Origin of the sequence: Janthinobacterium aestuarii (assembly GCF_046113285.1) — a bacterium.
In the GTDB taxonomy this organism is placed as follows: Bacteria; Pseudomonadota; Gammaproteobacteria; order Burkholderiales; family Burkholderiaceae_D; genus Janthinobacterium.
Genome location: NZ_CP142524.1, coordinates 4,159,032 through 4,174,572 on the forward strand (window position 1 = coordinate 4,159,032; position 15,541 = coordinate 4,174,572).

Genomic DNA, 15,541 nt, shown 5'->3' on the forward strand with positions numbered 1-15,541 from the left:
CTTGCGCACGCACCGCCACAAGCGGGCCAACAAATCCAGCCGGCGCAGCTCGGCATCTTCTGTGAGACTCGTATGAAAATTGAAAATCCGAATCCGATCCAATGGCGCTTTGCCGAACGTGCGGAACAGCTGCAAAGCTCGTTCATCCGCGAAATCCTGAAGATCACGCAGCGTCCCGAGATCATCTCGTTTGCCGGCGGCCTGCCCTCGCCCGCCACCTTCCCCGTGGAAGAAATGAAGACCGCCTTCGACAAGGTCCTGTCGAACAATGGCAAGGTGGCCCTGCAATACGGCCCCACCGACGGCTACCTGCCGCTGCGCCAGTGGATCGCCGACTCGCTCTCCGGCAATGGCAGCACCATCCTGCCCGAGCAAGTGCTGATGACGTCCGGCTCGCAGCAGGCGCTGGACTTGCTGGGCAAGGTCCTGATCGACGAAGGCAGCCGCGTGCTGGTGGAAACCCCCAGCTACCTGGGCGCCCTGCAGGCGTTTTCCGTCTACCGTCCCGAATTCGTGTCCGTCGATACCGATGACGAAGGCCTGGTGCCGTCGTCGATCGATCCCGTCGCCGATGGCGCGCGCCTGTTGTACGCGCTGCCGAACTTCCAGAACCCGACGGGCCGCAGCCTGTCCGTGGCGCGCCGCGTGGAACTGGTGGAAACTTGCGCCCGCCACGGCCTGCCGCTGATCGAGGATGATCCGTACGGCGCCCTGAGCTACAGCGGCGAGCCGTATCCGAAGATGATCAACATGAATCCGGACGGCGTCATCTACATGGGCTCGTTTTCGAAAGTGCTCACGCCCGGCATCCGCCTCGGCTACGTGGTGGCGCCGATGCCGCTGGTACGCCGCCTGGAACTGGCCAAGCAGGCGGCCGACCTGCACACCTCGCAGCTGACGCAGATGGTCGTGCATGAAGTGATCAAGGATGGCTTCCTGGAGCGGCATATCCCCAGCATCCGCAGCCTGTACGGCAACCAGTGCCAGGCCATGCTGTCGGCGCTGGAAGAGCACTTCCCGGCCGGCGTCACCTGGACGAAGCCGGAAGGCGGCATGTTCATCTGGGTCACCCTGCCGAAACACATCGATGCGATGAAACTGCTCGATGAAGCCATCGCCAACAAGGTCGCCTTCGTGCCGGGCGCGCCGTTCTACGCCAACACGCCGGACACGCACACCTTGCGCCTGTCGTTCGTGACGGTGCCGCCGGAACGCATCCGCGAAGGCATCGCCATCCTGGGCAAACTGATCGCCGCAAAAATGTAATCGCACTCTCCACGCCCCGCAACTGCGGGGCGTGCCCCCCGCTGCCCCGGCGCGACCGGGCACGCATCTTTGCCGTTTAAAAACAGCTTTCACGATAGCAACTGCGTTTATTTATTTTTAAAGATAGCATAAAAATAATATTTTCACGCCTCGCGCAGCATCGATTTTTTCACCCAAAAAATTGGCGAGGCGGTATGATTTGACCGCTGCATCAGATTTGAGCCCGGTCAGCATCACCGAAAATGCAGCAAACGCTGGCAGCGCAGAGTACATCGAGAAGGCCGGAAGCAATGAGTCCAGGCAGTGTGGAGCATTCCCAGCGGCATGAAGCCGCCATTTTGATTGTCGACGATGCGCCGGCCAACCTTGAGCTGCTGCGCAAGCTGATGAGCGAACAGGGTTATCAAACCTATGTTGCCACGTCCGGCGAGCGGGCGCTGGCGATCGCCCAACGCGCCCAGCCCGACCTGATCCTGCTCGACGTGATGATGCCGGACATGGACGGCATCGAGACGTGCCGCCGCCTCAAGCAGCATCCGCTGACGCAGCGCATCCCCGTCATCTTCATGAGCGCCAGGACGGAAACGGAAGACGTGGTGGCCGGTTTCGACTGCGGCGCCGTCGATTACATCAGCAAGCCGCTGCGCATGGCCGAAGTGCGCGCGCGCGTGCGCGCCCAGCTGCAAATCCGCAGCAACAATGAAACCCAGCAGGAACAGGCCGAGCGCCTGCGCACCATCGTCAACAACATGGCCGAGGGCTTGCTGATCATCGAGGCGAACGGGCGCATCCAGTACACCAACCCGGCCTGCGACCAATACCTGGGCTACCGCGAAAACGAACTGGCCGGGCGCTTCATCGGCGAGCTGCTCAGCCCCCTCGTGACGCAGGAATACCTCGACTACTTCGCCATGCACGCGGCCAATCCGGAAAAGGCGCACAACCACGGTACGCGCGAAGTGGCGATCCGCCACCGCAACGGCGCGGCGCTGAGCATGGACCTGACCCTGACGCCCATGTATCTGCGCCAGCCCCTGTATATCGGCCTGCTGCACGACATCACGCACCACAAGCAGTCGGAAGACGCGCTGCAGCGCGCCGCCTATCTCGATCCGCTGACCCAAATAGCCAACCGCCGGCATTTCGACAGCTTCCTGGAAAAAGAGTGGCAGCGCGCCGTGCGCGGCGGCGGCGCCCTGTCGCTGGTGGTGCTCGACGTCGACCACTTCAAGCTGTACAACGACAGCCTGGGCCACCCGGCCGGCGACAGCTGCCTGCAGCAGGTGGCGCAAGCCATCGATGCGCATGCCAGCCGCTCCGGCGACCTGGCGGCCCGCTACGGCGGCGAGGAATTCGTCCTGCTGTTTGCCGATACGGACGCGGCCAGCGCCCTGCACCTTGCCGAGGCCATCCGCGCCAGCATCGAAGCGCTGCGACTGCCGCATCCACGCTCCACCACCTCGCCGTGGATCACCGTCAGCATCGGCGTGGCGACCATCCGCCCGCACCAGCTGGACGACCGCGAAGCGCTGTTCGTCGCCGCCGACCGCGCCCTGTACGTGGCCAAGGAAGCGGGCCGCAACCAGGTCCGCGCCACGCACTCGGGCAGCACGGCATGGGAAACGGTCAAGGCGATCATTTTACGTTGACGGTTGAAGTTGGAAGTTGGAAGTTCAACGGAACATGCAACGGACCGGGAGTAGGCCCAAGTCACAAAAAAAGGCACTCCGGGCCAAGCGGGCCTGAAAAATGTCGAGGGCAAGGCGCAGCGACGCAGACAGTACGCATGTACGGCAAGGAAGCTGCAACGCCGCCATCGGCATTTTCTCAGGCCCGCGTCTCCGGCCCGCCGTTCTTAAAGTTAATCAGAACTTCCGCGACACGCTCAACTTCGCATTCCGCCCCACACCGGTGACCGCCTCGCTCAGGTAGGGCATGTAATTGCGGTTGAAGACATTATCGACCGTCAGCCGCACCTCCGTGCCGCGCCACACGCCCTGCCTGCCATTCCATGATGCGAACAGGGTATGCAGCGCATAGCCTTTCGACGGCGGCAGGCGGTACACGTTCCCCACCGGCAGCACGCGCTCCTGCTTCGCCACGAAGCGTCCCTGCCAGCCCATGCTGGCGCCCAGGTCGGGCATGCGCCAGCCCAGGCCCGCCATCAATTTATCGGGCGCGATGGTCGACACGGGTTCGTCCCGGCCCCACGGGTCGCGCTGGGAACCGGTGCGCGTGCCGCGCTGCTTCGACAGCGAGGCGCTGGCAAACAGGCGCGGCGAATTGTAGTAGGACTCCACTTCCACGCCCTGCGTATGGAAACCGGCCAGGTTGCGGTAGTCGGACAGCGCCGGCGGCACCTTGCCCGAGCCCGGCTCGTAGCCTTCGACCAGCACGCCCAGGCGCGGGCCGATATTGTCGCTGACACGGTTGCGGTAGACCGTCAGGCGCAACTGCGCGTCGTCGCGCTCCATGAACACGTTCTGGCGGTGCAGCATGGCGCCCGCGCGCACGGCCGTCACGCGCTCGACGGCCAGATCGCGGCTGGTGCCCGGCGTCGATGAACCGAGCCTGGACGACACATAGTATTCGTTCGAATACATCTCGTCGATCGTGGGCGCGCGCCAGGTCCGGCTCAAGTCGCCGAACAAGGCCAGCGTGCCGGACGCCTTCCAGAACAGGCCCAGACGGGGCGACCAGTCTTCGTGCGCCTTTTCGCTGAAGTCGTGGCCGGCCGCCGCCAGCGGACTGTTGTAGCGCGGCGCCTTGTTCGGCACGCCCTCGGAGACGACCCGGTCGTGGCGCAAGGCCGCCGTCAGCGTCAGGTCGCCATACGTCATCGCATCCTGCAGATACAGGCCCGTGGTTTCCTGGCGCCCGGCCGGCATGTAGTAGGGCTGGAAGTAGCCGTAGTTGTAGCTGGGGTCCTTCAGCGCCGTCGACGACGGGTAGTACATCAGGGTGTCGCGCACATTCTTGTGCCATTGCAGCCCCGTTTGCAGCACGTGCGACACGGCGCCCGTCGCAAACACGCTTTCGTTGCGCACTTCCGCGATGCCGTCCACGTACGAGGCCCAGCTCTCGTTGCCCAGAGAGCCCAGGTAGGAACCCGGCGAAGCCGATGGCAGGCGCTTGTCATGCTGGTCCGTGTGCGAATAGCCGGCGCTGGCCGTCAGCTTGATCCATGGATTATCTTGCGGCGCGTACTGCCACTTCACGGAATACGTATCGTCGTCCTGGTCGCGGTAGACGGCCTTGCGCTGCCACGCCTCTTCCAGTCCATATTTTTTGATTTCCGCCTCGGTCGGCGTGGGCACGTCCTCGCCCATGGCGGCGAACGGGCCCCAGCCCGAACTGCCGCTCTTCATCGCCGTCAGGGTCAGCAGCTGCTCCGGCGTCAGCCGGATATTCAGCTTGGCCAGGCTCGATGGCGCGTCGATGGCGGAAAAGCGGAATGGCTTGCCGTCAGGCTTGCGCAAATCGTCGGACTTGCGCCGCGTGGTGAAGGCCATCGCGTCGAAGCGGCCGTCTTGCGTGCGGCCGTAGACGGCCACGGTGGCGTCGTTTTCTGCATTGTTCGAGTGGCGCGAGTACTTGAGCATGGCGCCCGCTTTCTCGCCGCCTTCGAGCAAGTCCTGCGCATCCTTGGTCTCGACCGTGATGACGCCGCCGAAGCCGCCATTGCCGTACAAGCTCGTATGCGCGCCCTTGTTCACTTCGATCTGCTTGATCAGTTCCGGCTCGATGAAGATGGAACCCTGGCGGTATTTTTCAAAACCCTTGGGCACGCCGTCGAGGATGACTTTCACGTCCTGCACTTTGTTGAAGCCCCAGATATTGAGGCTCTGGCCGCTGGGACGGGCCGTGCCGGCCAGGTCCACGCCGGGCAAGGTGTCGAGCAAGGATGCGACATTGTCGGCCTGCTGGCGTTCGATGTCGGCGCTGGTGATATACGAGCGTCCGGCCGTGCCGGCGCTGATGGCGTCGCCAAACACGCTGATGGCCGGCATCTGTACCGCATCGGCCTTGTCCGCCATCGCCGCCGCCCACGCATGGCCGTGCGCGCCGCCCAATACCAGCGCCAGCGCGGCGGCCAGCGGGGTCAATCGTTGTTTGCTGCTCTTCATCGCTATCCTTGCCTGGGTTTGCTTGATGCTTGTGGAATGAAAAACGCTGGGCAGAGGACAGGCGGTGCACGATCAAGCGGCGGCGTTGACGGAAGCGTTGCGGCGGAACCCTGCCCGCGCGGACACGCCGCCGGCGCATGGCCGGCGGCGCACTGCAGTCACCGGGATACGTTGCCTTGGTGAAATGCGGAACACATCATATACTGGATGAGAATGATTCGCAATAGCATTGAAGGCGTAGTTATTCCGGATAGCCGGTGATGTCGGCGATCTCGCGGTACAGCGGTTGCAGCCGCGCATACATCTTGCTGTACACGCGCCGGTACAGCTGCTCATAGATTTTGCGGTGCTCGGGATGGGGCTGGAAGACCTTGCCCTTGCGCGTCATCGCTTGCACGGCGGCGGGAAAGTTTGCATGCCAGCCCAGGCCCACGCTAGCGGCGATGGCCGCGCCCAGGCCCGAGCTTTCATACACGTGGGCGCGCGCGGCGGGCAAGCCGAAGATGTCGGCCGTCAGCTGCATGGCCGCATCGCTTTGCGAGCCGCCGCCCGCGATGCGCAGCTCCGTGATGGCGACGCCGCTGCGCCGCTCGATGCGCTCCTTGCCTTCGCGCAGCGCATACGCGAGGCCTTCGAGGATGGCGCGGTAGATGTGTGCGCGCGTGTGCACGTCGCCAAAGCCGATCATGGCGCCCTTCGCTTCCGGCCCCGGCACCTTGATGCCGGGACTCCAGTACGGCTGCAGCATCAGACCCATGGAGCCGGGCGGCACGGCCTCGACCAGGCGGTCGAACAGCGCTTCGGCGGACAAGCCCATGCCATCCTCGGCGGCCGCCGCCCGTTCGCGGTCGCCGAACTGCTCCTTGAACCAGTTGACCATCCAGTAGCCGCGGAAAATCTGCACTTCCGTGCTGTAGGCGCCGGGCATGGCGGCCGGGTACGGCGGAATAAAACGCGTCACTTCCACGTATTTGCGGCTGGTCGTGTTGATGGTGGCCGTGGTGCCGTAGCTCAGGCACGCCACGTGCGGTTCGACACAGCCGGCGCCCAGCACTTCGCACGCCTTGTCGGCGGCCGCCGCCAGCAAGGGCGTGCCCTCCGGGATGCCCGTCGCCGCGGCGGCCGACGCCGTGATGGCGCCCATGCGCGTGCCCGGCGTCACCAGTTCCGGCAGCATCGAGCGTTGTATCGCCAGCGCCTGCCACTTCCAGTCGAAGCGCCCGGCCCAGGCATGGCGCTTGTAGTCGAACGGGATGTACGCCACCTGCGAGCCCGTCGAATCGATATATTTTCCGCACAGGCGGTGATTCAAAAAGCCCGACAGCAGCAGGAATTTGTGCGTGCGGCGCCAGATGTCGGGCTGGTGCGCCGCGATCCAGTTGATCTCGGCCTCGCGGCGGAAGTACGTGATCGTGCCGTCGAGGCGCGTGGCGCGGAAGGCGGCGCGCCACCACGGCGCCAGCGGGGGAATGTCGCGCGTGCTGCGCTGGTCCAGCCAGGTGATGGCGGGGCGCAGCGGTGCGCCGTGTTCGTCCACGTTGACCACCGTGCCGCGCTGCGTCGTCACCGCCACGCCGGCCACCGAGGATTGATTGATGTCCGTGCTGCGCCACAGCTGCTGGCACGCCGCGCACACGGCTTGCCAGTAGCCGTCGGCGTCATGCTCGGCCCAGCCGGGGTGGTCCGAGTAATACGCTTCGAGGAACACTTGCGCCTTCGCCGCCAGTGTCCCGTCCCGGTCGAACAGCAGCGCGCGCACGCTTTGCGTGCCATTGTCGATGGCAAGAATGTACGGCCCCTGGCCGGAGACGCTGGTCATCGCTTATGCCAGGCTGGCCAGCGCGGCGCGCAGCGCCTGCAGCAGCGCCTGCGGATCTTTTTCAGGCTGCGCGCTGAAGACGGGCGCTTCCCAGTCCTGCCCGCGCACGGCCACCACGCGCAAGCGCCCCTGTTCGCTCCAGGCCGGATACCAGCCCACGTCGACGATGTCGCCATTCGCGCACGTGATTTGCAGCAGGTCTTCGCCCAGGTCGTCGACGAGGGTATCGATGGGCTGGCGCAAGTCCAGCGGCGACAGGCTGTCGTAGGTGATGCGGGCGTCGCCCAGCACCAGGGGCTGGCCAAACAGGGTCGTGTCGATGATGCTCTCCTCTTGTTTATTTTTTATGGTTTTTCAATCGCCCTGCGGCACGCTGTAATGGCGGCGCCACAGGGCCAGGTAGCGCCGCTGTTCTTCCTCCCAGCGCGCATCGTCCCAGCCCAGTTCATGCTGACAGATGGCGCGCAGGCGCGGCATGATAGCAAGCGCGCCGCCGGCCAGCTGCAAACCGAGGCGCGTGCGCCGCAGCAGCAAGTCGTCCAGGTGCTGCACGTCTTCCATGCGCGCGCCCCAGCGCAGCTGCGCCCACAGCGTCTGCGTGCCGGGAATCGGCTCGAGTTCACCGTCCCGCGCCGCATCGCACAGGGCCTGCGCCCCCGCGCCATGACGGCCCAGCAGCCGTTCGCGCTGCTCGCCGTCGAGCAGCAAGGCCTTGCCCGACAAGGGCGGCGTGGCGTCGAAAATCGGCAGCGGACGCAAATCCGCCTGCCAGCCCGGCAGCAGCGGCGCGGCGCGCCGCAAGGCATCGAGGGCAATCACGCGGAACGTCGTCAGCTTGCCGCCCGCCACCGTCAGCAAGCCGTTTTCCAGCCACAGCGCATGTTCGCGCGCTTCCTTCGACGGGTCAAGCCGGCCGCTGTCGATCACGGGGCGCACGCCGGCAAACGTGGCCAGCACGTCGTCTTCGCCCAGCGCCAGCTGCGGGAATTGCCAGCGCAGCGCCGCCAGCAGGTAATCGAGTTCGCCGCGCGTGATGGCCGGTTCCAGGTCCAGGCTGGCGCCGTGGTCGACATCGGTGGTGCCCACCAGGGTCACGCCCTCCCACGGATACGCAAACACGGGACGGCCGTCGTGCGGGTGCATCAGGCTGACGGCTTGCGCCAGCGGCAAGCGCCAGGCCGGCAGCAGCAGATGGCTGCCGCGCAGGGGCCGCAGTTTCGGCTGCTCTCCCACCTGGCCGCGCAAGGCGTCGGCCCAGGCGCCCGTGGCGCTGATCACCAGGCGCGCGCGCACGGTGCATGCCATGCCATCGAGCGCATCGTTCAAGGTGGCGCCGGCGACCTTGCCATCTTCGCGCAGCAGCGATGCCACGCCCAGGTAATTGACGGCCACGCCGCCATGACGCCGTGCCTCCTGCAGCACGCGCAGCACCAGGCGCGCGTCGTCCGTCTTGGCGTCCTGGTACAGCATGCCGCCCCGCAGCTCGTCGCGCCGGACGTGCGGCGCCAGCATGGCAAAGTCAGACGCATCGACATAGCGGCGCGCGCGCTTGCCCGCCATCACGTCGTAGATGGCCAGGCCCAGCATGAACTGGCGCCGCCCCGGCTTCCTGCCCGCGTAGTCGCCGAAGGCGAAGCCTTGCGGCTCGACCAGCCCCGCCGCATCCGCCAGCAAGGCTACCCGCTCGTGCACCGACTCGCGCGTCATGGCGAACTGTCCCTGCTTCAGGTAGCGCAAGCCCCCGTGCACCAGCTTTGATGACCGGCTCGACGTGCCCCAGGCGAAATCGCGCTGTTCCACCAGCAGCGCCTTCAAGCCGCGCCGCGCCGCTTCCAGCAGGATGCCGGCGCCCGTGATGCCGCCGCCGACGATCAGCACATCCCACTCGCGCGCCAGGACGCCAGGCAGATCCGCCCTGTTCACGATGGGCCTCCGGCCTCGGGCAGCAGTTTGCCGGGATTCATCATGCCCTGCGGGTCGAACTGGCGCAGCAGCGCACGCATGGCGGCGATGCCCAGTTCTCCCTTTTCGGCCATCAGCCACGGCGCATGGTCCGTGCCAACGCCATGCTGGTGGCTGATGGTGCCGCCGTTGGCGACGATGGCGGCGCCGGCCGCGTCTTTCAAACTGCGCCAGCGCGCCATGTTGTCTTCATACGTGGACGCCAGCCGGTACACATACGTGGTGTAGACGCTGGCGCCCTGCGCATACACGTGCGACAAATGCGTGTACGCGTGCACCTGCTCGCCGTGCTGTGCCAGCGCGCGGGCGCCCGCCTGCTCCAGCGCCGCCATCATGGGCGCCACGCGTGGCCAGTCGACAGCCGTTTCCACCGTGTCGATGACATAGCCGTGTTCCCACGCGCCGTTGCGCAGGTAGACGTTGCGAAAGCGTCCCTGCTTCCACTTGTCGCCCATGTGGCGCCCCACATGCACGCCCCCGTGCCGCCGCGCCACAGCCAGGGCGCCGCGCAGGGCCGCGCGCGCCGGTTTCTCGTCGCCGCTGACGCCCAGCATCAGCATGCACTTGCCTTCGCCGCAGCCGCGCAGCGACAGGTAGCGCTCCAGCAGTCCCACGAGTTTTTTATGGCCGGCCAGGGTTAGCATGGTTTGCGTTTCGAGCGCGTTCGACAGGCGCAGCATGCACAAGGACAGGCGCGATTGGGCCAGCGTCCGCACGGCCGCCTGCGCCTGGCCCCAGTCGGCGAAAAACACGGCGTGGAACGCCTCATACGGCGGCAGCGGCGAAACGCGCACGGTGGCCTGCGTCACGATGCCCAGCCGCCCTTCGGAGCCGAGCACCATTTCGCGCAGGTCGATGCCGGCCGCCGAGGCGGGAAACGTGGGGATGCTCAAGGTCCCGGACGGGGTTTCCACCTCGCCGCCCGCGAACAGCTGCTCGATGCGGCCATAGCGCAGCGATTGCTGGCCCGACGAGCGCGTGGCGATCCAGCCGCCCAACGTGGAATACTCGAACGACTGCGGATAATGGCCCAGGGTGTAGCCCTGCGCACGCAGCTGCGCCTCCAGGTCGGGGCCATACACGCCCGCGCCGAACGTGGCCAGCTGCGCCTCGCGGTCCAGGTGGCCCAGCGCGCACAGGCGCACGAGACTGATCGACAGCACGGGGCGCGGCCCCGCCGCCACCGTCAAATGCCCGGCCACGCTGGTGCCGCCGCCATGAGGAATGACGGTCACGCACGCCTGACGCGCATACGCGAGCAGCTGGCGCACCTGCAGCGCGCTGTCGGGAAAGGCCACGCCGTCGGGCACCGCGCCGATGCGGCCGTGGCGTAATTTAAACCAGTCGGGCAGACTTTGACCGAGCGCATGGCGCACGCGCGTGGCAGGCTGGGTGTCGATCAGCGGATGCGGCGCCAGGCGCGAGGCGGGCACCTGCGCGCAGGCGTCGTCGAAGCTGGCGTCGGCTATGCCGCTGCCCGGCCCCAGGCGCTCGCGCAGGAAGGCCAGCGCATCCCCGTTCAGCGCATACACGATGCTTTCATCTCCCCAGCCATTCCAGCGTTGCATGGACATCCCCTGTGTTCGGCCAGTTGCGCGCCACGGCGGCTTGCTATACTGTTCTTGCCTGATTTTCTTGCCAGATCAATAGCATATGCCGCCACAGACGAAGGGTATTGGTTTTTCATGACAATCGCATTGTTCCATCATGACAAGCACTGACGGCCGGGTCGCCGGCGCCTATCTGCTGCCGCTGCTGGAAGCGGCCGGCGCCCACGGCATCGATAGCGTCACCCTGGCGCAGGCGGCCGGCGTGGCGCCGCACGGCCTGGAAGCGGCCGCGCCTGGCATGGGCTTGGCCGCGCGCGACTACGTGCGTCTGCTCGATGCGGGCGCGCTGCTGGCGGGCGACGCGCATTTCGGCCTGCACGTGGGCCAGCGCGTGCGCATGGGCACGTACAGCGCCTACGGCTTGATACTGCTCAGTTGCAGCAACGTGGGCCAGGCGCTGGAACAGACGGCCCGCTATGAACGGCTGGCGCACGACCTGGGCCGCTCGGCCCTGCAGCGCGACGGCGCCATCGCACATTACCGCTGGGCCAGCAACTATCCGGGCGCCAGCCGGCACCTGGTCGACAGCGTCTTTGCCGGCGTCAAGGTGTGCGGCGACTGGCTGGCGGGCATGCCGCTGCCGCCGGCCCGGCTGGCCTTTACCCACGATGGCGGCGGCGACTTGCTGCGCCATGCGGCGCACCGCGACGAATACGTGCGCGTGCTGGGCAGCCTGCCCGCCTTCAATGCCCCCGCCAACACGGCCACCTTCGACGCGCAATTGCTGGACTGGCCCGTGCCGAACGCGGACGTCAGCCTGTATCCCGTGCTGTGCCGGCATGCGGAACAATTGCTGGCGCAGCGCGAGGCCGAAGCGGACACGGGCGCCGGCATCGATGCGCAGGTGCACGCGGCCATCGTGGGAGGCTTGCGTCAAGGTTCGGCGCGGCTGGCCACCGTTGCCGCAGCACTGGCCGTCACGCCGCGCACCTTGCAGCGCAAGCTGGCCGACGCGGGCACCAGCTTCCAGGCCGTGCTGGATCAGGCCCGCTATGGCCTGGCGCGCGACTATCTGCGCGAGCCGGACCTGTCGCTGGTCGACATCGCCTTCCTGCTCGGCTACCAGGAACAAAGCGCGTTCAACCACGCGTTCCGCACCTGGTCGGGCACCAATCCCGGCGCCTGGCGCCTGCAGCAATTACAGGAAAAGCAAGCCGGCTTACAGGCGTGCGCGGGCCATGCCTGACGCGTTTTCTGGCTATACTGGCAAAGTCTGACTTCCCACGATCACTCCAACCCGCAATGCAAAGGATTAATATGCAACTCAAAGACAAAGTCGCACTGATTACCGGCGCCGCCAGCGGCATCGGCAAGGAAATGGCCATCGAATACGCAAAACAGGGCGCCAAGGTCGTCATCGCCGACCTGGCCCTGGAAGCGGCCAGCAAGACGGCCGAGGAAATCAAGCAAGCGGGCGGCCAGGCGTTTGCCGTCGCCATGGATGTCTCCAGCGAAGAGCAGGTCGACAAGGGCGTGGCGGACGCCGTGGCCCACTTCGGCGGCATCGATGTGCTGATCAGCAATGCGGGCATCCAGATCATCAGCCCCGTCGTCGACTACCCGTTCGACCAATGGAAAAAGATGCTGGCCATTCACATGGACGGCGCCTTCCTCACCACGCGCGCCTGCATGCGCGAAATGATCAAGGCGGGCCGCGGCGGCGCCATCATCTACATGGGTTCCGTGCACTCGCACGAAGGCTCGCCGTTCAAGAGCGCCTACGTGGCGGCCAAGCACGGCTTGCTGGGCCTGGCCAAGGTGGTGGCCAAGGAAGGCGCGAAAGACGGCATCCGCGCCAACGTCATCTGCCCCGGCTTCGTGCGCACGCCGCTGGTCGACAAGCAAATCCCCGAACAGGCGGCCCAGCTGAACATCAGCGAAGAAGACGTAATCAAGAAAGTGATGTTGAAAGACACCATCGACGGCGAATTCACCACCACGCAGGACGTGGCGCAAACGGCCATCTTCCTGGCCGCCTTCCCGTCGAACGCCCTGAGCGGACAATCGATCGTCGTCAGCCACGGCTGGCATATGCAGTAATAGTGACGCCCGCCCACATCGGCTGCGCGGCGCCCTGTGCGGCCTGCGATGCTCGCTATGCTCCAGCACAGCTGCGCGTCTCGGCCACACATCGCTGCCGCTCGCGATGATGTGGACGGGCGCTGTTGCGTGAGTGTTACCTCTCAGTTTTTTCCCCGAAAGTTCCCAATTGCAAGACAACACTTACCGCCACCCGCGCGCGGGCTGGCCGGGGCGCCTGTTTGCCGCGCTCGCCAATTGCGCGCATTTCGCCGAACTGCGCCAGGCCGTCATGTCGCGCCTGCCCTTCCTGACCCTGCACAGCGACGTGCGCGACGTCGTCTACGTAAGCTGGCTGGTCGATGCCGCTGCGGCGCAGACATTATTGCCGCCGGGCGTGACCCTGTGGCAGCGCGACGGCAAGACGCCGTTCACGGTGCTGACCTACCGCCACGGGCATTTCGGCCCTGCACTGCTCGGCCCGCTGCGCCGTCTGCTGCCGTCTCCCCTGCAAAGCAACTGGCGCCTGTACCTGGAGCGCACGCCGCCGGGCGCGCCGGCCATACCCTGCGTATATTTTTTGAAAAACATCATGGCCAGCCTGCCGCATGCGCTGGGCACGCGCCTGTTCAGCGATATCCTGCCCACGCACCTGGCGGCCGGCATGGCGCTGGACGTCACGGCCACGCAGGCGCACTGCAGCATCGCCAGCGGCGCCGGCAGCGCTCCGGCGCTCGATGTGCAGGCGGCCATCACGGCGGCGCATGGCCTCGATGCCGAATGGCGGCAACTGTTCGGCAACTGGCGCGACGCCGTCGCTTTCCTCGCGTGCCAGGATGGGGCCATCGCGCACTTGCCGCGCAACGGCAAGCTGGTCTTCGGCGAAATCGACTTGCCCGTTGATGTGGATCAAGTGCAAGCGCTGACAGCCTTGCGCGCCGACTGCGGCTTGCTGGGGCAGTTGCCGCCCGTATCGAAGCCGTTTGCCTTCCTCGTGCCCAAGGTTGCCTTCAAGGCGTTGTCGGAACGCCTGCTGTAGCACCCCGGCGTTCCAGCTTGAACAGGGCCATCGCCTGTTCCAGCTGCAAGGTCTGGCCCTGCAGCGATGCGGAGGCGGCCGCCGATTCCTCGACCAGCGCCGCGTTCTGTTGCGTCACTTCATCCATTTGCGTGACGGCCATGTTGACCTGGCCGATGCCATGGCTTTGCTCGCGCGAGGCCGAGGCGATCTCTTCCATGATGCCGTGCACGCCCTGCACGGCGCCCAGCATTTCGGCGCTGCTGACGCCCGCCTGCTGCGCCAGCTTCGCACCCGCCTGCACTTGCTCCAGCGACGCCGTGATCAATTGCTTGATTTCCGTGGCGGCCGCCGCGCTGCGATGGGCCAGGCTGCGCACTTCGCCCGCCACGACGGCAAAACCGCGCCCCTGGTCGCCCGCGCGCGCCGCTTCGACGGCCGCGTTCAAGGCCAGAATATTCGTCTGGAAAGCGATGCCTTCGATAATGCCCGTGATGTCGCCGATCTTCTTCGACGAGACGTTAATGCCCTCCATCATGCGGACCATCTGCCCGACGATTTCGCCGCCGCGCCCTGCCAGGCCGTGCACCTTGCCCGCCATGTCGCTGGCCTGCACGGCGTTGCCGCTATTTTGCTGCACCGTGGCCGCCAGCTGCTCCATGCTCGACGCCGTCTGCTGCAGGGCCGAGGCCTGCGCTTCCGTGCGGCCGGACAAATCCATATTGCCGGCGGCGATTTCCTGGCTGGCCATGCTGATGCGCAGGAAATTGCCGCGCACGTCGCCAACGATGGAATGCAGGTTCACGCGCAGTTGGCGCAAGGAACGCAGCAACTGTCCCATCTCGTCGCGCCGCGTGGTGTCGAGCTCGCCCGTCAGGTCGCCGCCCGCCATCACGTCGCAGGCCTGGCGCGCCCGCTGCAGCGGTTGCAGCACGGCGCGGTGCAAGCTGTGCCAGAAATACAGCGTCGCGCACAAGGCCAGCACGGACAGGCCCGTCAGCCAGCCGTGGGCCGCAGCCGGCAACGCGCCCGCATTCCACGCCAGTTGCAGCAGTAATACCAGGCTCAGCAGGCCCAGGTTCCAGCCGATGCGCTGGCCCAGCGGCAGGTCGCGCAAGCGCGCCAGTCTGGCCAGCCAGCCCGTGCGCACGGCCGCGCCCTGGCTGATGACGATGCCGTCGGCCTGCCCCGCCTTGATGCGCGCATACAGGGCGGACGCCTGCGCCACTTGCTGGCGCGTCGGCTTGGTGCGCACCGACATGTAGCCGACGGCCACGCCGTCTTCGACCACCGGCGTCACGTTCGCCAGCACCCAGTAATAATCGCCGCTCTTGCAGCGGTTTTTCACCATGCCGCTCCACGAGCGTCCCGAACGGATGGTCGCCCAGAAATCGGCGAACGCTTCGGCCGGCATGTCCGGATGCCGGAGGATGTTTTGCGGCGCGCCGATCAATTCTTCCGCGCTGTAACCGCTGACGGCGATGAAATACGGGTTGGCATAGGTGATATTGCCTTGCAAGTCAGTAGTCGAGACGATGGTCTCGCTATCGCTCAGTGTGATCTCGGTATCGCTGACGGGAAGATTGAGTCGCATGGTCACATCCTCAAAAGTAGCCCGTACAGTGACGGGTTTGCGGACAAGGAACGGTCGCCAGCCAGCAAAGCGGGCACGGCACTGGCACCATTATTTTAATATTTTATTATTAACAAAATGCACTTT

General features: G+C 65.9%; 11 protein-coding genes. 5 read left to right on the top strand and 6 right to left on the bottom strand.

Annotation, left to right across the window (positions count from 1 at the left end; genetic code table 11):
• The first annotated feature begins 72 nt into the window (after positions 1–72).
• Together OX462_RS18645 and OX462_RS18650 are read left to right on the top strand one after the other, a co-directional pair.
• Positions 73–1,266, top strand: a complete 1,194-nt coding sequence (locus OX462_RS18645) for an aminotransferase-like domain-containing protein (protein WP_070288853.1) — start codon at positions 73–75, stop codon at positions 1,264–1,266.
• A gap of 290 nt (positions 1,267–1,556) precedes the next feature.
• The gene (locus tag OX462_RS18650; protein WP_409026767.1) at positions 1,557–2,915 is read left to right on the top strand and encodes a diguanylate cyclase; all 1,359 of its coding nucleotides are present in this window, start codon (positions 1,557–1,559) and stop codon (positions 2,913–2,915) included.
• 216 nt (positions 2,916–3,131) lie between these two features.
• Here the strand turns inward: OX462_RS18650 and OX462_RS18655 are convergent, their stop codons facing one another.
• From OX462_RS18655 to OX462_RS18675, 5 genes are all read right to left on the bottom strand, one after another.
• Complete coding sequence (locus tag OX462_RS18655) at positions 3,132–5,393, bottom strand: TonB-dependent receptor, heme/hemoglobin family (RefSeq protein ID WP_409026768.1); 2,262 nt, start codon at positions 5,391–5,393, stop codon at positions 3,132–3,134.
• 241 nt (positions 5,394–5,634) lie between these two features.
• Complete coding sequence (locus OX462_RS18660) at positions 5,635–7,212, bottom strand: FGGY-family carbohydrate kinase (protein WP_409026769.1); 1,578 nt, start codon at positions 7,210–7,212, stop codon at positions 5,635–5,637.
• A gap of 3 nt (positions 7,213–7,215) precedes the next feature.
• The gene (locus OX462_RS18665) at positions 7,216–7,503 is read right to left on the bottom strand and encodes a hypothetical protein (RefSeq protein ID WP_121668985.1); all 288 of its coding nucleotides are present in this window, start codon (positions 7,501–7,503) and stop codon (positions 7,216–7,218) included.
• A gap of 63 nt (positions 7,504–7,566) precedes the next feature.
• Positions 7,567–9,135 (bottom strand): glycerol-3-phosphate dehydrogenase/oxidase, encoded by a 1,569-nt coding sequence (locus tag OX462_RS18670; RefSeq protein WP_121668984.1) that lies wholly within the window; start codon positions 9,133–9,135, stop codon positions 7,567–7,569.
• Positions 9,132–10,742, bottom strand: coding sequence for an FAD-binding oxidoreductase (locus OX462_RS18675; protein ID WP_409026770.1), 1,611 nt, complete (start codon positions 10,740–10,742; stop codon positions 9,132–9,134). Before OX462_RS18675 ends, OX462_RS18670 begins: the two co-directional genes overlap by 4 nt.
• A gap of 139 nt (positions 10,743–10,881) precedes the next feature.
• On the opposite strand from OX462_RS18675, the gene OX462_RS18680 reads away from it, so the two are divergent.
• The 3 genes from OX462_RS18680 to OX462_RS18690 all read left to right on the top strand — a co-directional run bounded on the left by OX462_RS18680 (position 10,882) and on the right by OX462_RS18690 (position 13,842).
• The gene (locus tag OX462_RS18680) at positions 10,882–11,970 is read left to right on the top strand and encodes an AraC family transcriptional regulator (protein WP_409026771.1); all 1,089 of its coding nucleotides are present in this window, start codon (positions 10,882–10,884) and stop codon (positions 11,968–11,970) included.
• A gap of 71 nt (positions 11,971–12,041) precedes the next feature.
• Positions 12,042–12,824, top strand: coding sequence for a 3-hydroxybutyrate dehydrogenase (locus tag OX462_RS18685; RefSeq protein WP_409026772.1), 783 nt, complete (start codon positions 12,042–12,044; stop codon positions 12,822–12,824).
• A gap of 169 nt (positions 12,825–12,993) precedes the next feature.
• Positions 12,994–13,842 carry a DUF2071 domain-containing protein gene (locus OX462_RS18690; RefSeq protein ID WP_409026773.1) on the top strand — a complete coding sequence of 283 codons (849 nt, stop codon included), beginning with the start codon at positions 12,994–12,996 and terminating at the stop codon, positions 13,840–13,842.
• On the opposite strand, the gene OX462_RS18695 is transcribed toward OX462_RS18690, so the two are convergent.
• Positions 13,814–15,415: a methyl-accepting chemotaxis protein gene (locus tag OX462_RS18695; RefSeq protein WP_409026774.1), complete on the bottom strand. Its 1,602-nt coding sequence runs from the start codon at positions 15,413–15,415 to the stop codon at positions 13,814–13,816. The two genes, OX462_RS18690 and OX462_RS18695, sit on opposite strands and share 29 nt — an antisense overlap.
• Between the last annotated feature and the right edge of the window lie 126 nt (positions 15,416–15,541).